The following is a 22110-nucleotide window of genomic DNA, read 5'->3' as shown; positions in this document are numbered from 1 at the left end:
CGCAGACCAGCAGCCAAGCCCGAGGAGGTTGGCGTTTCGTGCTCGCACCTATCGAGAAACTGTTGTTCGAGATCCTGCAGGTGTTGTACGGAGTGGTACATGATTACGGTTTCGCCATCATTCTCCTCACGGTGGCGATACGCGTCCTCTTGCTGCCACTTACCATAAAACAGACACGCTCGATGTATGAACTGCAGAGGATCCAACCGAAGATCAAGGAGCTGCAGGAGAAGTACAAGAACGACAAGGAGAAGCTCCAAGAGGAGACCCTTAAGTTCTATCAGGAGAACAAAGTGAACCCGTTCGGAGGGTGTCTGCCGATGCTCCTGCAGATGCCGATCTTCTTCGCGTTGTTCCGCATGCTAGGAACGACGGGCGATACGGTGGGCCTGTTCCCCCAGCACATCGCGAGCGTTGCGGCGGAACAGGGGCAGGCGGCCGCGGAGGCGGTGTCACGGTTCTGGATAATACTTCCAGATATCACCCTCTCAGCAAGCCAGGTGTATAGCCTGAATGGGCTGGTTGCGGCGCTTCCCTACGTGATCTTCGTCGTTCTCTTCGGTGCCAGCACGCTGGTACCGCAGTTGATGCAGCCCGGCGCACAGTCGCAACAGCGCCAGATGGGCTACGTGATGGCTGCCATGATGCTGTTCTTCGGATGGAGCGTGTCGGCTGGTGTCGTCCTCTACTGGGTCACCCAGGGCCTCCTCGGGGTGATCCAGCAGATCGTACAGACCAAGGTCTACAAGGCGCGGGAGGTAGACGCATGATAGACGAGGTGACTATTGAGGGACCGTCCGTCGAGGACGCGATCGATTCGGCTCTTGAGGAGATGGGTGTCCAGCAGGACGCCGTTGAGTATGAGGTTCTGGCTGAGCCTGGCCGAGGGCTCTTCGGGTCGAGTGGCCGGCCGGCACGGGTCCGCGTGTGGCTCAAGCCAGGGGCGGTTGACTCTGGCGACGATATCGACGATGACACCGATGACGATGAGTCGGATGTTGATGACGCATCCAGTGAAGATGTAGAACTGACCGATGACGAGCTCGATGCGATCGCCGATGCCGGCGCTGAAGCGATCAAGGAGATCCTCCGGGCGCTGGGAATAGAAGGTTCGATCGACGAGTACGAGGGTGATGAAGGCGAGATCATCCTCGACATCACCGGTGACGACATGGCGGTGTTGATCGGCCGACATGGGCGGACGCTCGATGCCCTGCAGGTTATCGTTTCAACCATCACCAACCGTCGTCTCGACACGCGGTATCCGCTGGTGGTCGATGTCTCAGGGTATCGTCACCGTAGACGCGTGAAGCTTGAGGAGATAGCACGGGGCGCCGCGGATCGCGCGGTTCGACAGCGGCGTGCCGTTCAACTCCGCCCGATGAGCAGTTTCGAGCGCCGAGTCATACACATGGCCCTCCGAGAGGACCGCAGGGTCCACACCGAGAGCGAAGGGATGGAACCGCGTCGGATGGTCGTGGTCCACCCGCGCTAGAGCGATAAGGCTCAATCCGAAGATGACAGGGCGCCTCCAAGGAGGCGCCCTGTCTGTTGTTGAAGCGCCAGGCTGATCCACATCGTGCGGGTGCTGCTTGTCTCCACACTGAGCGCGGCCCGGGCAGTGACACAAGTACACGATTCGTGAGGGCGAGTCACGTGGCCGATGAAACCCACAGTGTCGGCCGTGCGTTTGCGCAGTGAGTCCGTTCGAGTGTTTCACGTGAAACATCATCATCGTCCATGAGCGGTGGCCCGCACTTGCCATCGACGTGAAGGAGTTGGAGTATGTTCCACGTGAAACACTCTAACGACACAGCACCGCTTACGATCCACCGGGTGCGCTCGATGCTCGTGGCGGCTGGCATCGGCGTAAGCGACCTCCAGGTCGAAGCGCTTACTCGGCACGGCAACAGCGTGCTCCTTGCAAACAACACGATCAACTTGACTGCCGTGATCGAGCCAGAGGACTTCGTCAGGCTGCACATCATCGACTCCCTTCTCCCGCTCGGAATGGTCGAAAAGGCGCTTGGCGCGGCACTCGATATGGGCACAGGGGCTGGCTATCCGGGGATTCCCTGGGCCATTGGCGGCGTGAGCATGGTACTGTGCGAGGCCACTAAGAAGAAGGCTGCGCTCTTGGAGCAGTGGGCGCAGGAGATCCCTGTGAAGGCCGAAGTGGTGTCAATGAGGGCGGAGGAGTACGCACAAGTTGCTCGCGGCCGCTTTGACACCGTGGTGGCGCGCGCGGTGAGCGCGCTGCCGTCGCTGCTCGAGCTCTCCTCACCTCTATTGCGCGTCGGTGGCCGGTTGGTCGCCATGAAGGGGAACCCATCAGTGGATGAGATCGCTCATGCTGAGCATGCGGCAGGAGTTCTCGGAATGTCGGCCACGGGGATGATGGAGTACGCACTGCCTGGAGGTGGCGAGAAGCGTACGTTGTGCGTTTACGAAAAGGTTGAAGAGCCGAGCATCAGGCTGCCACGAAGATCGGGTCTGGCTCAGCGTCGGCCGTTTGGCGGTTAGGGTATTCCTGGTTGATGTGGGCGTGACTATACTGGCGTCATGACGGTGAACGCGGGAGGAGGGTCCGTATTGGACTCAGGGACGGATAGGCCGGGCAGCGCCGTTCGTAGCGCCATGGTGCTGGCGGTGGTCAATCAGAAGGGCGGAGTGGGCAAGAGCACTACGGCGGTGAATCTGGCGGCCACCCTTGCGACCGAAGGGCAGAAGATCCTTCTGGTGGACCTCGATCCACAAGGGAACGCGACTTCTGGCTACGGCCTGGACAAGAATCAGCGCGAACAGTGCGTCTACGACGCTTTGCTCGGGGATATCGAGCTCGAGCGCCTCATCGAGCCGGTGGAGGTCGAAGGGGTGTTCGTGGTCCCCTCGACGATCCAACTGGCCGGCGCTGAGATCGAGTTGGTGTCCGCGTTCAGCCGTGAGACGAAGCTGAAGCAGGTTCTGAATCCAGTAATGGGCGACTTCGACTTCGTGATAGTCGACTGCCCCCCCTCACTGGGGTTGCTCACCATCAACGCTCTGACCGCCGCTGATGGAGTGCTCATACCGGTGCAGTGTGAGTACTATGCCCTGGAAGGCCTGACGAAACTTCTCGAAACGGTACGTCTGGTCAAAACCCAGCTGAATCCCGCACTGGAGATATTCGGTGTGGTCATGACGATGTACGACCGCAGGACCCGCCTATCACAGCAGGTCGTCGATGAGGTCCGAGACTTCTTCGGTGATCGCGTCTTCGACACTCTGATCCCGCGGAGCGTACGTCTGTCTGAAGCCCCGAGCTTCGGACAGCCCGTCACCCTGTACGACCCGAGTGGTCGTGGCACCGAGGCCTACCAGCTACTGGCGAAGGAAGTGATCTCCCGTGTCTAAGCGCGGTCTAGGGAAGGGACTGTCCGCCTTGATCCCAGGGGCCGGCCAGGAGGTCGGCGGAGAGGTCCTGGAACTCTCAATCAGCGAGGTGCTGCCCAATCCGGAGCAACCACGCACCGATATCAATGAGGACCAGATCAACGAACTCGCGGACTCCATCAAGAAGGTTGGGGTTCTACAGCCCATACTGGTGCGCGCTCACGGAGCTGGATACCAGATAATCGCAGGTGAGCGACGCTGGAGGGCTGCACAGGCGGCGGGACTCGAGCGGGTCCCTGTCCGGGTCATGGCGATCAGTGACACCGAGGCTCTGGCCCTCGCCCTTATCGAGAATCTGCAGCGCTCTGACCTCAACCCGGTTGAAGAGGCGCGAGGCTATCGTCGCCTCATCGCAGAGTACGGTATGACCCAGGCGGAGCTGGCTGATCGCGTCTCGAAGTCCCGATCGGCGGTGACGAACACACTCAGGTTGCTCGACCTGCCCGAGGACATCCAGGAGCAGTTGTACCAAGGGCGGCTCAGTGCTGGCCACGCCCGCGCGATTTTGTCGATACCGGACGACGACAGACGTCATACCCTCGCACGCAAGTGCGTGGACGAGGGACTGTCAGTCCGAGAAGCCGAGAGCCTTGCGAAACTGCTCGCGGCTGGAGCGAGCATCTCCGCACCCAGGCCGGTGACGCCGAAGTCGTACAAGATCGTCGCGCGCAAACTGAGACGACTCCTTTCAACGAACGTTCGCGTGCGGCAGACTGCGAAGAAGGGCAAGATAGAGATCGACTTCCACGACGAGGGCGACCTCGAGAGGATCATGCGGCTGCTCACGGAAGGCGAGACCACTACACGAGAGGGAGGTGTGTGAGTGAGACCCGATAGACTGACATATTTTGTCATAGGCATCTTCGTCGGAGCCGCTGCAGGCATCCTGGCGGGCCTGATGTTCGCGCCGGCACGCGGTGACGAGACCCGCCGACGGCTCGCGGAAGAGGCGAGCCGCCTCGCCGAGACCGCCAGGATCGTGGCGGAGCGGGCAGAGTCCGCCGTGGAGAACGTCGGCTCTCGCATGGACCACTATCTCGGTCGCGACGAAGAGGTCGCGTGGCGGAAGGTCCAAGAGATCAGGGATGGAGTGCAGCGCTACTCGCGCACCGTGATGTCGTCCTGATGTCAGCGCGCCGTTGTAACCTTCTCTCCGGAGCGGAGGGGAAGATATGGCGCTGCATCTTGTGACAGGATCCGCGAACGCGGGTAAGACGGGCGCGATCCATTCGCGTGTCCGTGCCGCCGTGGCTGCAGGTCGCCGGGTGGTGCTACTGCTCCCGTCTCCGGCCGATGCTTCCCGCGCGATGCATGAGTTGGCGCGCGAGTGTGCGCTGGGCTTATCGGTCACGACGTTCACTGGGTATCTTGACTCACTGTGGCGCTCCGCCGGCGATGGCAGGCGCCTGGTAGCACCGGTGCAACGGGCGGTACTAATGGAAGAATCTGTCAGGACGGTCCGCCCGGTCCCGCAGGGGTACCCCTACGACGGTGCCGGGTTCATGCATCTGGTCGAGGGCGTCATCCAGCGCGCGGCCGCAGGGAACGCCACGCAGCACGGTGGCGGTGACGACCCTACGCATCCCGGCTCGCACATCCTTGCATCTGTCCTCGCATACTTCGAATCACTGGAGACTGCGGGGCTCATCGAGCGCGGACAAGCCCACTCATCCCTCACGAAGCATCTGGCGGATGTCGGGTTGCCCGACATGATCGCAGTCAACAGATTCACCGACCTCACGGTTGCACAAGAGGCGTTCCTGGTGGCTGCATCCGGGCGGTGCGATGTAGCGGTCTCGCTCACCTATGATCCGGCGGTGCCAGCCACAGAGGCCGCCGCTGGGCTCGTGTCACGCTTGTCCGGAACGGCAACGGTCCAGCATGTCGTCTCTGAGCGGGCAAGGAGCGAGCCTGCAGAACTAATAGCGATAGAGCGGTCATACGGTGGCGTTCTCCCATCGCCAGTCGAGGCCCGCGGCGCCGTGATCGTCTCGGAGGCCTGGGGGGAGATGGCCGAAGCCTCCCGGATGGTCCGCGAGATCCAGGACGCCCGAGCGGCAGGTATACCGCTCGAAAGCATAGCCGTGGTGTTCCGTGATCCGGCACCACATATCAGGATGTTGCGCCTTGCGTTGGCCGAAGCAGCGATAGCGGCGGAATGGGACGTCCAGGTGCCATTCGAACGCACCGGCTTCGGCAAGGCGGTGCTCGCGCTGCTGCAGGTAGGTTCCTCGGTAGCCGACCGCGTCACGTGGATGGACCTCATGCGCTCTCCGTACAGCCCTGCGCCGGCCGCTGTGCTGGATGGACTGGATGCGTACGCCAGATCGAGCCGCATCAGGGAGGACGAGGCTGGACGCGTACTGACTGAGCGTGCGGTCGGGGAAGCGGCCCGCTTCATCAGGGAGGTCAGCGACGCCTGCAGGAGTCTGACCGAGGAGGGTTCGGAGCAGCGATGGCACGCGATGGCTATGGGGATGCTGGGCAGGGCGCACCCTCGCGGGTTCGCGCTGATGGTGGACGGTATTCTGGACTGCGCCGCGGCGCGCGTCCTGGGCGACGCGGTCGCGGGTCTGCGGACCGCGACAGGGCGGAACGGCCTTGCGGCGGCACTTGCCCGGGCACTCCGGGGAAGCCCGGTATCGATCAGCAGCACAGGTGCCGACTCGCACGTCCAGGTCGCTGCCGCGGAGCGGATCCGTGGCCGCCGGTTCAGGTGCGTCATCCTTGGAGGCTTGACAGCCGCTGAGTTCCCCCGACCGGGGGGCGACGCGTCGTTCGGCGCCCTAGGCGCTGCCGAGATCCTTGCGAGCGCAGGGATCGACACGTCATCCGGGCGGGATACGCATCAAGAGCGGCTTCTCTTCTACCAGGTCGTGACGCGTGCGTCGGAGCGCCTCGTCCTCAGTAGGCAGTCGCACGATGCCGCCGGGCGCCCCGTGCAAGCATCCCTCTTCATCGATGAGGTTCTCGATCTCTACCGGGACGGAACCACCGACGGCGAGGGCCACAGTCTCGTTCCGACGCGCGTTCTCGGGCTGGACGAGGCTGCGGCAGAGGACTCGTCGCCTTTCACGGGCAGGCGTGCGGCTCGCCGTGCGCTCCTGGCTGGAGGGTCCACCGCTGTCGCGGTACCCGATGCGCGCCCCGGAGAAGAGGGTTCTGTGCTTGACGAGGCTCTGCGAGAGGAGCTCTCCGGACGTGAGGTGTTCTCGGTGACGGACATCGAGACCTACCTCCAGTGCCCGTACCGCTGGTTCGTAGAACGCGTCATAAGACCTGAGGAGCTCGATGCAGAGATAGACGCGTCCACCTCAGGCGGGCTCGCACACGCGATCTTGTCCGAGACATATGACAGGTTCATCGAGATGACGGGGCAACCTCGACTCTCGGTCGACGCCATGCCCGTTGCACTCGAGATCCACGCCTCGGTCTCTGCCGGACTACTGGACCAGATCGGCCCGAAGACCGCCGCCGAAGCTGCTGAGCTGCAGCGTACTGTACGTCGCACTGCCCGGCTTCTCGAGGCGGACGTGACGTTGCTGCCCGGGATGGCTCCAACCCATCGCGAGTGGAGCTTCGGTGTGGTCGAGGATGATGAGCCTGAGTCGTTCGATGGTTTCAGCCTGAGGGGGCGCATCGACCGCATCGACCTGAACGACAGCCACCTGGTCGTGACCGACTACAAGCGAGGGGGCATCGGCCCCGAACACGGCGCAGGGAGGCTTCTTGGCGAAGGACTCGTGCAGTTGCCGCTGTACGCGGCCGTCGCCTCTCGGCGTCTTGGACGTTCCATTGCGGGAGCGGTCTATCGGTCCATCGCGGGTACGGCTCCGCGCGGGTTCGTCACCGCGACCATTGCGGGTCCACCGTTCGTGAAGACGGACATTCTGGACGCGACCGCCGTCGATAACCTCGTGTCTCAGACGATTGAAAAGGCCCGGCAGGCAGTGGAGGGCATACGGTCGTGCTCGATCCCGGCGGATCCCGCCAGCGGTCGCTGCGCTCCCTTCTGTGGAGCCCGAGCCTTCTGTCCCGGCTGGAAACGAGGTGGCGGTGGATCTCGATAACCGTCAGGCACGCGCGGTCCAGGCCGGTCCAGGTGATCTGTTCATCGCGGCCGGAGCCGGGTCCGGCAAGACGAGGGTGCTCACCGCCCGATTCATCGCGGCGGTTCTCGGCGAGCATCCGTACACGCCCGCGCGGCCCGACTCGGTCCTTACGGTGACGTTCACGGAGAAGGCTGCAGGCGAGCTCAGCGAGCGAGTGAGACGGGGGCTTGTCGACGCTGGGTGCGCTGCCGAGGCCCGAGCGATCTCGGATGCGTGGATATCCACGATACATGGCATGTGCTCCCGTATCCTCAGGAGCCACGCCCTCGATGCCGGTATCGATCCGCGGTTCGGAGTGCTGGATCAGGCCGAGGCATCGATGATGATGAGCAGGGTGCTCGATGAGACTCTCGGCTCCGTGATGTCAGTGGAGTCCGACGCCGCCGATCTCGTTGAGGCGTATTCGTACCCCGTGGTGTTCCAGGCACTCCAGTCGCTCAGGTCCGACATCGCAGCCGCAGGGCTGGGCGCTGATGACCTGCTCACCATGCACGCGCGTGAGGCCCGAACGGTGCTGGAGGAGTGCGCATCACGCGCGCAGCGTCTTGCCGATGGATTCGCGTCGATCAGGCAGACGAAGACGACCGAGTCCAATGCCGCAGCCGCCCGGAGCCTCTCCGGAGCGCTTTTGGCATGGGTGGCCGGCCCGAGGACATCGGAGGCCGCACTCGGCCCGGAGATCGAGCGGATATCTTTCAGGCACGCACGGACGATCGACGGTCACGAGGAACTCGTAGACGCCGCAAAGGACCTGCTGGAGACCATACTCATGGCGACCGCGCAGATCGAGGTGGCCGGTCACGAGCAAGCGCTGCTGACCTTGCTGAAGCGTTACTCTGCGGCGTACGCGCTCGAGAAGCGCAGCCTCGGCGTGCTGGATTTCGAGGATCTCCAGACGATGACGGCGCACCTTCTCGAGACCCGCCCGGATATCGCGGCCGTCTACAGATCCCGTTTCGTCATGCTCATGGTGGACGAGTTCCAGGACACCAACGCCTTGCAGTTGAAGGTGATCGACGGTGTCTCCGATGAGAACCTCTGCACGGTGGGGGACGAGAATCAATCGATATACTCGTTCCGCCACGCGGACGTGGCGGTCTTCCGCGCCCGCGCGGAGCGCGTGTCCGAGCGGGTGGAGCTCGACATCAACTACCGGATAGCCCCGCCGCTACTGCACGGACTGAACGAGTTGTTCCGGCGCCCGGCGCTTCTCGGCCAGAGCTATATGGTCCTTCGGCCACCGCCGGACGCGGTGGCCCGCGATCCCTGGCCTGAGGGCATCGGTCGCTTCACGGTCACCTATGTCGACACGGCCGACGGCCCGCTCGACCCGATCCCCGCAGAGGCCGTCGCGGTGGCTGATCGCGTCAGCGGCTATAGGGCCGCCGGCATTCCGAGCGGCGATATCGCGGTCTTGATGGGGGCCTTGAGCCGGGGCAGGGCTGCCGCGGTCGAGTCGGAGTTGACTGCACGGGGCATACCCGCCGTGCTTGCGGCAGGCGGTACATGGTTCGAACGTCCTGAGGTGATGCAGGCGCGGGCCCTGCTGAAGGTGATCGACAACGTACGTGACGACCAGGCGCTGCTCGTGGTGCTTGCCGGACCCATGACGCGCTTGCGGCCCGCTTCGTTGTGCGCGATACGGTCGCATGCCCTACAGGGCGTCCACCGGATGGAGGGCTCACGAGAGGGTGGTCGCCTTTGGGACGCGCTGCCGGCCGTGCTCGACGATCTTCCGGCGACTGAGAGGATCGCCCTGTCCCGCACGATCGCGGCGATCGAGAAAGCCCGTAGGATGCAGGGCGTGAGGCCGTTGTGCGAAACGGTGCTGGAGCCGCTGCTGGACCTCGAGTTCGACCTCCTGCTGTTCGGAGAGGGGAGGAGCGGCGCTCGACGGTGGGCGAACATGATGAAGCTCGTCCAGATGGCCGACGAGTTCGAGTCGTCATCTTCGGGGGGCCTGGGGGCGTTCCTGCGCTATCTCGATCAGCGTGAGGAGTACTCCACGGGCGAGCAGGAGGCCACGCTCGACGACGAGAGTGGAGCCGTCCGCATCATGAGCATCCACGCGGCCAAGGGATTGGAGTTCCCGGTCGTGATCGTGAGCTCGCTCTCGGGCGACGCGGGGGCCCCGCCCATCTGCACGGCTCGCGTCGACGGCAGCTACCTGCTCGGGATGTCGGCGCCCGGAGACTCAGGCAGGCGACCGACGCTCGCATGGGAGAAGGTCACCTCCGCACTCGCTGAGGTTCGGGATGCTGAGCGAGTGCGCCTGTTCTACGTCGCATGCACACGCGCTCGCGAGGGGCTCTCGATCGTGTGCCGTACCCGCTCGGACAGGGCAGCAGGAGACTCCATCTCGGGCATCCTGCGCGGGGTCTTCGGAATGGCCGAGGGCGGGACCCTGCGGTCCGCTGAGGTACCGCTCGGCGACGGTGCGGTCATCGATGTCGAGGTCGTGCGGCCGGAGGAGTCCGCGACCGACCGCGAAACGCGCCCCGCCTCGCCCGCCGGCGGGGCCCGGGCAGACACCCGTGGCGCCGAAGGTCCGCTCGGAACGCATCAGGCAGACGCGACGACAGATCCGGTGAAGCCCGCAAGGGGTGCGAGTGTTCCACCAGCCTGCGCCCCGGTCCCACCGGTCTCGTACACGTCCCTGTCGGCGTATGAGAGATGTCCATACCACTACTACCTCACGCGTGTCGTTCGGCTCGAACCTCCTCCGCGGCCCGGGGCCACCGCCGCCCTCGATGTCGGGAGCGCGCTGCACGCCGTCTTGCAGAACGCGGGCGACGAGCATGATCTCGCACGGCTCGTCGATCGCGCCGGAGCCGCGGCGCAGCTCGACGACGCGTCCATACGCGCCGTCGACTCTGCGGCGCGAGCGTTCCTTGGATCCCCTTTGGCGGCCCGCGTCCGGGACGCCCGACGTGTCCTCCGGGAGGCGCCGTTCCTCGTGCCGCTGTCATGTACCGAGCTCGTAGGGGCGATGGACCTCGTCGCGTGGGGCGGCAGGCACGCGCTGGTGGTCGACTACAAGACCGGAGGTTCGGAGCTTGCCGAGGGCGAGGCGCGCGAAAGGTATCGTCTCCAGGCCGCGTGCTACTCCCTGGCGGCGCTGCACGCAGGCGTTTCGGAGGGAGAGGTCGTGTTCGCCGAGCTCGACCGGGGTCGCACGATCACGTTCGGGTTCTCGTCCGGTGACGAGGAGGAGTTGCGCAGGGGCATAGAGGACCTTGTGGCAGGCATCGCAGCGGCGCGCTACGAACCGCTCACCGCGTACCGGTCAGGTCTGTGCGATGCGTGCCCTGGTTTCGGCGGGCTCTGCCCGGTCAGTCGTCCTGCGCGCGATGCTTCTGCGTGAGCTGACCGCAGGCGGCCTCTATATCGGTGCCCCGCTCGATCCGGACTGAGGTCTCGATACCAGCAGCCTGGAGAAGCCCCGCGATCTCGGCCACGCGTGCCGGGTCGGGCCGCTCCGCGCCGCTGCCCTCGACCGGATTCACCGGTATGAGGTTGATGTGACACATCCACCCGCGGGCGAATGCGATGAGCGCGGAGATCTCCTGTGGAGAATCGTTGCGTCCCGCGATGACGGCGAACTCCAATGTCGGACGTCGTCCGGTTGAATCACCATAGTGGATGAGCGCCTGGCGCAATCGCGGTAGCGGCCAGCGTCGCGCGCCCGGCATGATCCCGTCACGCGTCTCCTGCACGGCGGAGTGCAGTGAGACCGCCAGGGTGAACTGCTCCTGCTCACGTGCGAACCTATCGATCCCCGGAACCACGCCGCAGGTGGAGACGGTGAGATGTCGGGCGCCGATGCCGAGGCCATCGGGCAGGTTCATCAGCCGGAGTGCCCCAAGTGTCGCCTCGTAGTTGTTGAACGGCTCCCCCTGCCCCATGGCGACCGCATTCGTCACTCGATGACCGAAGTCGCTGCCCACGAGCGCCACCTGCCAGACGATCTCTCCCGGGAGGAGGTTGCGGACGAACCCGCCCCTGCCGGTCGCGCAGAACGTGCACCCCATCACACAGCCGGCCTGCGTACTGAAGCAGACCGTCAGCCTGCCGTCAGACGGTATGCCCACGCTTTCCACGAGTACACCGTCGGCGAGTTGCCACAGGTACTTGCGTGTGCCGTCCGACGAGTGTCTGATGTCGGTCGCACTCGGAAGCGTGAGCGTCCACTCATCTGCGAGGCGGGCACGAAGTCGAGCGGGGAGATCGGTCATCGCATCGAACGAGGGCGCCGTTCGACCGTAGAGCCACGACGTGAGTTGCCGCGCCCGGTAACCCGGTTCGCCCAGGTCGGCGATCAGCGTCTCGATCCCGGCTGCGTCGAGCGACGCAACGTTGCGCATGGTCGGCTCACCCAAGGTCGTCGAGCACCTTCCGGAACGCGTCGCGATGCTGCCGCTCGTAGCCGCCCAGAGCCCTGAAGTACTGGGCGATCTGCGGATAGCCCTCCTCCTCGGCTGTCTCGGCGAACCCCGGGTACATCTCGGTGGTCTCCTGATCCTCGCCCTCCGCGGCGACGGAGAGGTTCTCCCTGGTGGAACCATACGCTCCCATGTACGCCAGGTGTCCCAGGGCGTGCGCCGTTTCCTCGGTCAGAGCGCGCTCGAACGCCTCCCGGGCGGCATCGAGTCCCTCGAGCTCGGCGATCCGCATGAACAGCGTATAGCGTCGGTTGGCCTGCGATTCACCGGCGAACGCCGCCTTGAGGTTCTCGAGCGTCTTCGACCCGCCGAGGTCGCCAGGCCCCTCGTATTCCACGAAGAACGAACGCGGCGCCCCGCACACCGGGCACTGCTCGGGCGCCGGGCCGATGTGGAAGTATCCGCATCCCTTGCATCGGTAGCTCTCCATCTCGCACTCCCTCCAGGGGGTCGGTCGGTGTCCACGGGTACCATCATACGTGTAGTACCCGGAGAGATCCCGCCTTCCATCGTGCGTTCTGTGCCGCTCAGCGGGTGCGCATCCGAATCAGCGGCGTCCTGCGGTACGTTTGTCTTGGACATGCGGCCATTCAGGCCCGCGGGGGATGAGAGGGGGCACGAGGTGAAACACAGGATGATCGTAGTGCTTGCCTTGGCCATCGCGCTCACAGTGGTTCCGTCGGCGGCGCTGGCGCTGCCATCGATGCCGAGCACGCTCTTCGAGGCGTCGGACGGCTGCGGGTGTCACGCGGCGTTCAGGGAGCAGTGGGGTGTCTCGATGCATGCGAAGGCGCTCACCGACCCGATCTACCTCTACGAACTTGAACTGGGCGAGGAGGCCACGGGCGGGGCTCTTGGACCGTTCTGCAACGCGTGCCACTCTCCGATAGCGGTGATGGCAGGGGAACTGGTGAGCCTGGATCACTCCAAGGTCTCCGACGTGGGCATGGAGGGCGTCACGTGCGACTTCTGCCATCAGGTGACCGGCACCGAGGGTGACGTGATCGGCGACACCTCCACAGCGGTCTCCGGTGACGGGGTCAAGCTGGCCAACATCCAGGACCCGGAGGCGCCACATCCCGCCGAATACTCTCAGTTTCACGAGACAGCGGAGTTCTGCGGCAACTGCCACAACGTGAACCATCCCGGTAACGGCATGCATCTTGAGGCCACATACACCGAGTGGAAGGACAGCCCGTACGCTGCAGCGGGTATCGTGTGTCAGGACTGCCATATGACTCCCGGCCCCGGCGTTACCAAGCCCCGCGAGGGTACGGCTGGCGGCGGCGGCCCCACCCGCGATCACGTGTACATGATGACCTTCGCCGGCGGCAACGTGGGTCTCGGCGACGCCGTGCGTGCTGAGGAGCGCCTGAAGGCGGCGGCCACTCTCGAGCTCGAGGTGCCGGAGGTCGTGGAGAGCGGCGAGGTGCCCGTGATGACCACGATCACGAACTCAGGGGCCGGTCACTACCTGCCCACGGGTCTCACCGAGGTGCGCCAGATGTGGCTCGAGGTCACGGCCACCGACGAGAACGGCGCCGAGCTGCTGAGAGAGCGCAGGGAGTTCGGCAGCGTCCTCAGGGATGCCGAAGGCAACTACCCCGTGTACCTCTGGGACGCCGTCGCATTCCAGAGCGACGACCGCATCCCGCCGCAGGAGTCCACCTCAAACGAGTACAGCTTCCCGATGGCGTCCGGCCCGGTGACCGTGAAGGCGGCGCTGTACTACCGGTCGTGCTCGGAGGAGATCGCGAAGAAGTCAGGCGTCGAGATACCCACGACCACGATGGCCGAGGCCGTGAGCGTGGTCTACCCTTCGGCTGAGGCCGTGGGCATGACCGACACCGAGTTCCGGGCGATGCAGGACGATACCGGTGGCGGTATCGGCCTGCTGTCAGCAGTCGCCATCTTCGGGCTCATGGCTGCGGCGCTCGTGGTGATGAAGGTCGTCATGGACAAGAAGGGCACGTCGTAGCAGGCGTGTCACGCTGAGCGCTCGCGACGATCACGGGCGTTCGAGAGAGGAGCGGTGATGTCACGGACCACACGCCTGGCAGCCGTACTGGTGGTGATCCTCGTGGCGCTTCCGGCCGCCGCGAGCGCCCTGCCGTCGATGCCGAGCTCGAACTTCCCGGCTTCGACCGGGTGTGGATGCCACTCGGAGCTCGTCGGCCAATGGCAGCCATCGATGCACCAGCAGGCCCTGACCGATCCCATCTACCTGAGCAAACTCGCCGAGGCTGACGAGGCCACCGATGGTGAGGTGACCCCGTTCTGCCTGCAGTGCCATTCACCCATCGCGGTGATGGCCGGGGAGGCCGAGGGGCTCGACCACTCGGGCGTCTCGGATGTCGGTATGGAGGGCGTGACCTGTACGTTCTGCCATCACGTGACCGGCACCACCGATCCTGTCGGCAACGCCTCGCAGATCGTCAGTGAGGAGGACGTCCGCGTTGCGCAGCTCAAGGATCCGCAGGCTCCTCACGCGGCCGCGTATTCGCAGTTCCACGAGACGGCCGAGTTCTGCGGTTCGTGCCACAACGTCAACCATCCCACGAACGGTGTGCACCTGGAGGCAACGTACACCGAGTGGAGCGAGGGTCCCTACGCGGCCGAGGGCGTCGTGTGTCAGGACTGCCACATGACCCCCGGCCCCGGCGTCACCAAGCCGAATCCCGGCAAGGCGGCGTCCACCGGCCCGGAACGGGAGCACATCTACACGATGACGTTCGCCGGCGGGAATGTCGCGCTCGGTGACGCGGTGCTGGCCGAGGAGCGCCTGAAGGCCGCGGCCACTCTCGAGCTCGAGGTGCCGGAGGTCGTGGAGAGCGGCGAGGTGCCCGTGATGACCACGATCACGAACTCAGGAGCCGGTCACTACCTGCCCACGGGTCTCACCGAGGTGCGCCAGATGTGGCTGGAGGTCACGGCGACCGACGAGAACGGCGCCGAGCTGTTGAGCGAGCGCAGGGAGTTCGGCACCATCATGGAGGACGCGGACGGCAACCATCCCGCAGAGATGTGGGACGCGGTGGCCATCTACAGCGACGACCGCATCCCGCCGCAGGAGTCCACCTCAAACGAGTACAGCTTCCCGATGGCGTCCGGCCCGGTGACCGTGAAGGCGGCGCTGTACTACCGGTCGTGCTCGGAGGAGATCGCGGACAAGGCTGGCGTCGACGTGCCTACCACCACGATGGCCGAGGTGACCGAGGTCGTGTACAGCTCAGCCGAGGCGGCCGAGGCCGACGAGGACGTCGAGGAGCCGGAGGCGGATGAAGAGCCGGTCGAGGCCGACACAGGTCTTGGCACGGTCGAGCTCCTGCTCATCGGCGCGGGCGTGCTCGTGCTCGGTATCGCGATCTATCTCATCACGCGGAGTCGCGCGAAGCAGTGATGCGGTCCGCACGGAACGAAAGGCGCCCCCGCGGGGGCGCCTTTCTTGTGCGGTCTCTCGTGATCCTCCGGTAGCACCGGCGGCCGGCTAGTTCGTGCTGAGACCCTCCGGCTTGACGCCTATCCGCATGGTGAGCGTCGTCTCCTCACCGTCACGCCGGATCGAGAGCGTGACGTCGTCGCCCACGGAGCGGCGACGGACCGCAAGCACGAGATCGTCCATCGTGCGGATACGGTCGTCGTCCACCGACACGATAACGTCTCCAGGCTGCACGCCTGCCTTCTCGGCCTCGGTGCCCGGCGTGATCTCCACGATGTACGCGCCTTCCTCCACCTGAAGGCCTTCGCTCGCCACCAAGTCGCTGGTCACGGTCTGCCCCACGACGCCGAGGAACGGTGTCTCCACATAGCCTTTGTCGATCAGCTCGTCGGCGGCGTTCGTCGCGCGGTCCACCGGGATCGCGAGGCCTACACCGTCGGATGAGCCGCTTCCGCTGTAGATGGCCGAGGGGATGCCGATCAGTCGGCCCTCGCGATCCACCAGCGCTCCACCCGAGTTCCCGGGGTTGATGGCGGCATCGGTCTGGATCGCGTCGATGTAGGGATACTCGCCGTCCACACCGCCGAAGTCGGTGAGTGGCCGGTGCAGGGCGGATATCACTCCCGCGGTGACCGAATGCTCGAGGCCGTACGGGGAGCCGATCGCTATCGCAAGCTGGCCCACCACGAGTCCGTCGCTGTCGCCGATGGCGATGGTCGGGATCTCGGCATCCACACGTACGACCGCGATGTCGCTGTCGGCGTCGCCGCCCACGAGTTCGGCTTCATGGCGATCACCCGCCGAGTCGGTGACCACTATGGTGGCGGCGCCGTCCACGACATGGTTGTTGGTGATGATGTAGGTGCCGCCGTCAGGCGCTTCCCGGTACGCGACACCCGAGCCCTCGCCCTGGACCGGGACGCTCGGATGGTCGAACGGCAGCTCTTCCTCGCTCGACTGCCCGCCCATTATGTCGATGTTCACCACTGACGGAAGCGAGGTGGACGCGGCAACGGCCACGACGTCCGCCGCCGCCGGCGTCCCGGGCAACATCGCATCCGTGCCCCGCGGCTCATCCGGGGCGAGGCGCACGGCGGCGTACCCGCCCACGAAGCCAGCCGCAGCCCCCACGAGAAGTGCTCCGACGATCGCGAACGCCACGATGGCGGCATGTGATGAACGATGGGAGCCGGCGCCTGGGGCGCCAGGCGGCATCGCCTGGGACGGTTCCGGGTCCCGGGCAGGTTCGCTGGCGACCACGGGTGTCGTATCGGTGGTTCCCACCGGAGGTGTCGTGCTGGTCTCGTCATGCATGTCCTCTGTCCTTTCTCTTGCGAGGACGATCTGCGGCGTTCCCATAGTACGCCCCGCCGTGTGCGTGCGTGTCTGCCGGGGGCCGAATCCACGAAAGCTTCACATCGGGCGCATCGTTCACACACGTTGTCTGACATACGGCCCTCGACTAGACTTGCGCGAGAGACGGTCGAGGGGAGTCACACGGGTGCCGGAAGCAGATGAACGCATGATGCCCGAGGGCGACCGGTCAGCATCGGCGGATGAAGCCGCGATCGCCATCGGTGGTGCCGACGCGGCCCTCGCCGAGGCGGTCGACGGCGGTCTCACCTGGGTTCCGTTCGCCGCCTACCTCGGTTGCTGGCTCCTGCTGTCAGCGGTCTCCGGCTACCTGCTTTCGGGCGCGACACCACAGTCGCCCGCACGCTTTCTTCCGGCGTATGAACCGCTCATGTGGTCCGCGGTGGGGCTCGTGGCCGCTGGACCGGTGTTGTCGCTCGTGGTGTGGCTGGCGGCCCGGGCGCGACGCCCTGCGCACAAACGGCGCGGTATCCTGGCTTCGGCGATGGTGCGTGGCTCGCTTGCCGCGTTCTTCGGGGTGGCCATCTGGATCGCCACGCTGTACGGTCTCGATGTCATGACGATGAGCGGAGCACTCGGATGAACGAAGGGCGTCTTCGCATAGCGGTGCTCCTGGGAGGCCGTTCGGCCGAGCGGGAGGTGTCGCTCAACACGGGCGACCAGGTGGCGGTGGCGCTCGAATCGGCAGGCCATGCCGTGACACGTGTGGATACCGCGGATATCGGCTTCATAGAGACCGTGCGAACGGGTGGCTTCGATGTGGCGTTCATTTGTCTGCACGGTCGCTTCGGTGAAGACGGGACCGTGCAAGGGCTGCTCGAGTTGCTCGAGCTTCCGTATGTGGGATCGGGTGTCCTTGCGAGCGCGCTCGCCATGGACAAGGTGGTCTCGAAGCAGGTCTTCGTTTCTGCGGGTATCAAGACTCCTGCGTGGGAGACGGTGCGCGCGGGGGACGATGTCGCTCTGGACGCCATCAGCGCGCGGCTTGGCGACAAGGTCGTGGTGAAGCCGGTGAGCGAAGGCTCCTCGGTGGGCATGTCGATCGTCCATGATCGCAACGAGCTCGGTCCGGCCATCGAGGAGGCTCTCCGGCACGACCACACGGTGCTCATCGAGCAGTTCGTCGCGGGAGCGGAAGTCACGGTCGGCGTCCTCGGCAACGAGGACCTCGAGCCGCTTCCCACCCTCGAGATCGTCCCGGAGCACGAGTTCTACGACTACGAATCCAAGTACATCCCGGGCATGAGCAGGCACATCATTCCTGCACGGGTCGCAGAAGGGGCCCGGAGAGAGTGCCAGAGGGTCGCGGTGGAGGCGCACCGTGCGCTTCGCTGCCGCGGGATGTCCCGGTCGGACACCATCGTCACCGACGAGGGGGAGGTGTACCTCCTGGAGGTGAACACCATCCCCGGAATGACGCGGACGAGCCTTCTCCCGGATGCGGCGCGCGCGGCGGGCATCGAGTTCCCGCAACTGTGCGACCGGCTTGTTTCTCTCGCGCTCGCCTAGGACGGACCCTCGTTCTCCGCGATGAGCGGAAGGTCGATGACGAAACGCGTCCCGCCGTCATCCGGCTCCACGAATGCCTGACCGTTGTGGGCCTCGGCCACGACCCGGACGATGTACAGCCCGAGCCCGCTGCCCGGCGCGTCGCTCGACCCGCGCACACCACGGTCGAATAACGATTCGCGCTGCTCCTCCGGAATCCCCGGCCCCTCATCCGACACGGTGACGCGCGCATGTCCGTCGACCGACGCGACCCCGACCGAGATCACCCCCTCGGCAGGTCCGTGCTTGATGGCGTTGCCTACGAGGTTCGTGATCGCCTGCTCCAGGCGGTCGCTGTCACCCAGGACCACCATCGGTTCGGCAGCAGACACCTTGATGGTCTGGAGGGCTCCGATCTGGAGCGAGGCGGCCACTGAGTGTGCGAGTGCGCTCAGGTCCACCGGCCGCAGGACCTGCGGCGCGAGCACCCGATCGGCCCGTGTGGCATAAAGCAGGTCGTTCAGAAGGCTCTCGAGCCGTTCGGTGGCGCGGCGGGCGCCGCCCACCGCCTTCTGGCGCTGGGTGTCCGGGATGGGCGTGTCGAGGATGTCGAGGTAGCCCCGCACCACGGTGAGGGGGCTACGGAGGTCGTGAGAGGCCAGCGACAGCACTTCTTCTCGCAAGGCCTCGAGCCGGCGCTGCTCGGTGATATCACGAGCCGAGATGACGTAGTCATGGGCATCGGGGTCGATGAAGGCCACGCTGATCTCCATCCAGCGCTCGGCGCGATCGTCACCCGTCACACATCGCACGACCGAGGCCTGGCCGCTGTTCTCACGGGCGATGTCAAGCAGGCCGACCCGCCCGCCCTCCTCATCAAAGAACTCCACACCGGCGAAGAGCCCGTCGGGTTCCGCGCGCAGCAGGTCACCAAGGCGAAGGCCGAAGAAGTGGGCCGCTGCGGGGTTCGCTATCTCCACCACGCCTCCGCGGACGAGGATCTTCACCTCGGGGGATTCCTCGACCACGGTGCGGAACGCGCGCTCGGCGGCCAGCGCTTGGTCGTTCGCCTCCATCAGTTCCGCCTGGTTGATGCGGAGCTGGGTCATCAGGTCGTGGATGACGCCTCCCAGCTCGGCGAAGTCGCCCGGCAGGCCCGGCTCGACGATCAGTCCGTCGTCCGTGCGGAGTCCCTGGAGCGCCATATAGCCCTGCTCCTGCAGGTACGTCACGAACCGGTGGAGGGGACGCGTGACGCTTCTCCCCACGGCCATGCCGAGCAGATACCCCAGGCCCACAGTGACAAGACCGAGTGCGATCGGGACCACGAGCACGAGCCAGAGCCGCCCCTGGCCGAGGCCCGGATCCGGACGCTCGATGACCACGGTCACTGCGGGCTGGCCATCGACCCCGGTGAGCGTGGCGTGGGTGATGAAGAGCCCGTCCCGCGTATCGGCCGTAGCGGTGAGATAGCCGGTAGGCAGTGGGATCCCGCGCGGATCGCTCCCGTCGGCGTTGTCGGGTGTCGGCGGGAGAAGCTCGGTCGTGTGCTTGTCAACGGTCACCAGCGACTCGGAGAGTGGACGCGCTATCGCGGTCGTCCCGGTGCCGAGACCCCCCGCGCGCACGGCCACCACGGCCGGGCCCGAGGGAAGCAGCACAGGGCCGCGAACGCCGCCGGGGTACGACGACAGCAGGGAGAGCAGCGCAGCGGTGTCGTCCGCGTTGCCCCGGGAGGCGCTCACGTCACCGTTCTCGCCGACGCACACCATCACGTCGGCGGGCGACTCCGTGGCAAGCCATCGCTCGAGGGACAACGCAGCGTCGTGGGTGTCATCGCCCGTGGCGGCGCCATACTCACAGAAGCCGGCGATCAGGGCGTCGAGCCGGCTCGCCTCGAGATCGAACTGCACGCTGATCATGTCGAGTTGGCGCTTGGCCTCGTCGGCGGCGAGTGAGCGCGAGTACTGCGTGACGCCAAGCCCTACGATCGTGGCGATCACCGTGAAGACCACGGCGGTGGAGAGCGCCATGATCACCTGCACGCGGGTGGACAGACGCATGCCCGCACGTGACACAGCGTCTTTCACGGGTCTGCGGTTCGGGGCGTCCATGCGCGTCTTTCGTTGGAGCGGCCGTCTCCTTTGATTGTAGCCGAGCATGCGACACGGGACCCGCGGTGTCCATCGGCGCCACCTCACGGGTTGACGCAGGCGAAAGCCGGGACATAGCATGGGTAGCGCGCGAGTTAGTGTCTACTAATAGCAGGCGGCCCGGCTGTGAGTCCCTCACCCGGGTCCGCCGCGGTACGAGAAGGGAAGTGCCCCCAGGATGAAGCGCATCGCGGTGATGAGCGGCAAGGGTGGGGTCGGCAAGTCGTTCGTGGCGGCAGGGCTTGCGATCGGATTGCGTCGTAGGGGTCTGGCCGTCGGGGTGCTCGACGCCGACATCACCGGGGCGTCCATTCCGCATGTGCTCGGAGTACCCAAAGGGCCTCGCACGAACCAGAACGGCAGCATGGCCGTGGGCCGGAGCGCCACAGGGATCGCCGTGGTCTCGATGAGCCTGCTGCTGCCAGCCGATGACAAGGCGGTGATCTGGCGGGGGCCGCTCATCTCAAGGGCCATCGACCAGCTCCACGACGACACCGACTGGGAGGATACGGAGGTCATGGTGATCGACATGCCCCCTGGCACCTCCGACGCCGCGCTCACCGTCCTGCAATCGATCAAGCCAGACGCCATCGTGGCCGTGTCCACGCCGCAGGATCTCGTGACCACCGTGGCGCGGAAGTCTCAGGACATGGCGGCCCAGGTGGACGTGCCGCTGCTCGGCTTCGTGGAGAACATGGCCTATCTGGACTGCCCCCACTGCGGTCAGCGCATCGATCTCTTCGGCGCCAGCGGCGAGGAGCGCCTGGTGCAAGGGGGCGCCAGGCTCCTCGCGCGATTGCCGCTTGTTCCCGAGCAGACGGCCGCTGCCGATGAGGGTCGCCTCGAGGAGGCGCCGCTACCCGGGTTCGATGCGCTTGTCGAGTCGGTGTGGGATGCCGTCGGCACGGAGGCCCGGAGCGCAGAGTAGCCTGATAGCCGGGCTCGTCCGTCCGGCAGGCGCGCCCGGTCGCCCATATCGGCACGCGGTTCGCTCGTAGCCGGGTGCCGGATTGTACGGCCTTCGCACAGGGCGTATGCTGTCCGGGCGCTCAAGCGCAGTACAGACAAGCGTGTGGAAGGACGATGATGGAAGAGACTCCCAGCACGACGGCGCCCAACCGGACCGTCATGATCCTCCTGGTCGTGGTGGTCGTGCTCCTGGCGGCGATCGTGGTCTACCTGGTGCTTTCGGGTAGCGGTTCGACCTCGGCGGATAGCGGAGCCACCGGCACTGCCGTGTCGGGTGAGGCGGCGGCAAGCATGCCAAGCGGCATGACCGGGTCCGCCGAGGAGGCCGAGTTCGATCCGGCGACGGCCACCAGGGTCGCCGCGGGCACGACCCCGGAACAGCACGTCACCGCGTATTTCGACGCGGTGGTCGAGGGTGACTTCGAAGGCGCGTATTCGCTGCTTCCCGTAGCCAAGCAGCAGGACTACGGCTCGCTCGAGGCCTTCTCGGAGCAGCTGAACGGCTATGGCATCACAGGCTTCGCGATCGACTCCGTGGCAGAGGAAGGCGATCAGAGCCAGGTGACGGCCACCGCCACCATGCCCGGCGGCGACTTCCAGTACCTGTGGACCTTCGTGAAGGACGGCGAGGAGTGGCTCGTCAAGTCACGGACGCTCCCTGGTATGGGCAACTAGGCAGAGTACCGCGCAGTAGACCAAGC

At 65.6% G+C, this 22110-nt stretch carries 19 protein-coding genes; 15 read left to right on the top strand and 4 right to left on the bottom strand.

The window, feature by feature from the left end; genetic code table 11:
- Nucleotides 1-38 precede the first annotated feature (38 nt).
- The 8 genes from MSB02_RS06595 (at nucleotide 39) to MSB02_RS06560 (ending at nucleotide 10908) form a co-directional block, all read left to right on the top strand.
- On the top strand, nucleotides 39-770 hold the full coding sequence (locus MSB02_RS06595) for a YidC/Oxa1 family membrane protein insertase (protein WP_052515579.1): 732 nt from the start codon (nucleotides 39-41) through the stop codon (nucleotides 768-770).
- Entirely contained in the window at nucleotides 767-1495 is a 729-nt protein-coding gene (gene jag, locus MSB02_RS06590) for an RNA-binding cell elongation regulator Jag/EloR (RefSeq protein ID WP_267194439.1), read from the top strand. The genes MSB02_RS06595 and jag overlap by 4 nt, the downstream gene beginning before the upstream one ends.
- A gap of 290 nt (nucleotides 1496-1785) precedes the next feature.
- A complete protein-coding gene (gene rsmG / locus MSB02_RS06585) occupies nucleotides 1786-2523 on the top strand; it encodes a 16S rRNA (guanine(527)-N(7))-methyltransferase RsmG (RefSeq protein WP_267194438.1) in 738 nt (245 codons plus the stop codon).
- A 114-nt stretch (nucleotides 2524-2637) separates the two neighbouring features.
- On the top strand, nucleotides 2638-3393 hold the full coding sequence (locus tag MSB02_RS06580; RefSeq protein WP_267194643.1) for a ParA family protein: 756 nt from the start codon (nucleotides 2638-2640) through the stop codon (nucleotides 3391-3393).
- The gene (locus MSB02_RS06575) at nucleotides 3386-4255 is read left to right on the top strand and encodes a ParB/RepB/Spo0J family partition protein (RefSeq protein WP_267194437.1); all 870 of its coding nucleotides are present in this window, start codon (nucleotides 3386-3388) and stop codon (nucleotides 4253-4255) included. The genes MSB02_RS06580 and MSB02_RS06575 overlap by 8 nt, the downstream gene beginning before the upstream one ends.
- Nucleotides 4256-4558: a YtxH domain-containing protein gene (locus MSB02_RS06570; RefSeq protein ID WP_267194436.1), complete on the top strand. Its 303-nt coding sequence runs from the start codon at nucleotides 4256-4258 to the stop codon at nucleotides 4556-4558.
- Nucleotides 4559-4934: 376 nt separating this feature from the next.
- Complete coding sequence (locus MSB02_RS06565) at nucleotides 4935-7502, top strand: PD-(D/E)XK nuclease family protein (protein WP_267194435.1); 2568 nt, start codon at nucleotides 4935-4937, stop codon at nucleotides 7500-7502.
- Complete coding sequence (locus MSB02_RS06560) at nucleotides 7489-10908, top strand: UvrD-helicase domain-containing protein (protein WP_267194434.1); 3420 nt, start codon at nucleotides 7489-7491, stop codon at nucleotides 10906-10908. The genes MSB02_RS06565 and MSB02_RS06560 overlap by 14 nt, the downstream gene beginning before the upstream one ends.
- On the opposite strand, the gene rlmN is transcribed toward MSB02_RS06560, so the two are convergent.
- Nucleotides 10877-11923, bottom strand: coding sequence for a 23S rRNA (adenine(2503)-C(2))-methyltransferase RlmN (gene rlmN / locus MSB02_RS06555; RefSeq protein ID WP_267194433.1), 1047 nt, complete (start codon nucleotides 11921-11923; stop codon nucleotides 10877-10879). The two genes, MSB02_RS06560 and rlmN, sit on opposite strands and share 32 nt — an antisense overlap.
- Nucleotides 11916-12416 carry a ferritin family protein gene (locus MSB02_RS06550; RefSeq protein WP_267194432.1) on the bottom strand — a complete coding sequence of 167 codons (501 nt, stop codon included), beginning with the start codon at nucleotides 12414-12416 and terminating at the stop codon, nucleotides 11916-11918. Before MSB02_RS06550 ends, rlmN begins: the two co-directional genes overlap by 8 nt.
- A gap of 204 nt (nucleotides 12417-12620) precedes the next feature.
- Between MSB02_RS06550 and MSB02_RS06545 the strand changes: the two genes are divergently transcribed.
- Both MSB02_RS06545 and MSB02_RS06540 read left to right on the top strand, forming a co-directional pair.
- A complete protein-coding gene (locus tag MSB02_RS06545) occupies nucleotides 12621-13964 on the top strand; it encodes a multiheme c-type cytochrome (RefSeq protein WP_267194431.1) in 1344 nt (447 codons plus the stop codon).
- Nucleotides 13965-14021: 57 nt separating this feature from the next.
- Nucleotides 14022-15386 (top strand): multiheme c-type cytochrome, encoded by a 1365-nt coding sequence (locus tag MSB02_RS06540; protein ID WP_267194430.1) that lies wholly within the window; start codon nucleotides 14022-14024, stop codon nucleotides 15384-15386.
- A gap of 87 nt (nucleotides 15387-15473) precedes the next feature.
- Here MSB02_RS06540 and MSB02_RS06535 read toward each other — a convergent pair whose 3' ends face one another.
- A complete protein-coding gene (locus tag MSB02_RS06535; RefSeq protein ID WP_267194429.1) occupies nucleotides 15474-16739 on the bottom strand; it encodes a S1C family serine protease in 1266 nt (421 codons plus the stop codon).
- A 187-nt stretch (nucleotides 16740-16926) separates the two neighbouring features.
- Here MSB02_RS06535 and MSB02_RS06530 point away from each other — a divergent pair, with 187 nt between their 5' ends.
- Both MSB02_RS06530 and MSB02_RS06525 read left to right on the top strand, forming a co-directional pair.
- Nucleotides 16927-17382 (top strand): hypothetical protein, encoded by a 456-nt coding sequence (locus MSB02_RS06530; protein WP_267194428.1) that lies wholly within the window; start codon nucleotides 16927-16929, stop codon nucleotides 17380-17382.
- Nucleotides 17379-18308 (top strand): D-alanine--D-alanine ligase family protein, encoded by a 930-nt coding sequence (locus tag MSB02_RS06525; protein ID WP_267194427.1) that lies wholly within the window; start codon nucleotides 17379-17381, stop codon nucleotides 18306-18308. Before MSB02_RS06530 ends, MSB02_RS06525 begins: the two co-directional genes overlap by 4 nt.
- Here the strand turns inward: MSB02_RS06525 and MSB02_RS10595 are convergent.
- Complete coding sequence (locus MSB02_RS10595; RefSeq protein ID WP_407653154.1) at nucleotides 18305-19060, bottom strand: sensor histidine kinase; 756 nt, start codon at nucleotides 19058-19060, stop codon at nucleotides 18305-18307. The two genes, MSB02_RS06525 and MSB02_RS10595, sit on opposite strands and share 4 nt — an antisense overlap.
- Nucleotides 19061-19834: 774 nt before the next feature.
- On the opposite strand from MSB02_RS10595, the gene MSB02_RS10590 reads away from it, so the two are divergent.
- The 3 genes from MSB02_RS10590 to MSB02_RS06510 all read left to right on the top strand — a co-directional run bounded on the left by MSB02_RS10590 (nucleotide 19835) and on the right by MSB02_RS06510 (nucleotide 22084).
- A complete protein-coding gene (locus MSB02_RS10590; protein ID WP_407653152.1) occupies nucleotides 19835-20245 on the top strand; it encodes a hypothetical protein in 411 nt (136 codons plus the stop codon).
- A gap of 373 nt (nucleotides 20246-20618) precedes the next feature.
- Nucleotides 20619-21368: a P-loop NTPase gene (locus tag MSB02_RS06515; protein ID WP_267194425.1), complete on the top strand. Its 750-nt coding sequence runs from the start codon at nucleotides 20619-20621 to the stop codon at nucleotides 21366-21368.
- Nucleotides 21369-21526: 158 nt separating this feature from the next.
- The gene (locus tag MSB02_RS06510; protein ID WP_267194424.1) at nucleotides 21527-22084 is read left to right on the top strand and encodes a nuclear transport factor 2 family protein; all 558 of its coding nucleotides are present in this window, start codon (nucleotides 21527-21529) and stop codon (nucleotides 22082-22084) included.
- The last annotated feature ends 26 nt before the right edge of the window (nucleotides 22085-22110 follow it).

Source organism: Anaerosoma tenue, assembly GCF_023161965.1.
GTDB classification, from domain to species: domain Bacteria; phylum Actinomycetota; class Coriobacteriia; order Anaerosomatales; family Anaerosomataceae; genus Anaerosoma; species Anaerosoma tenue.
Note: the sequence above shows the minus strand (reverse complement) of the source record. Positions and strands in the feature narration are given on the sequence as shown.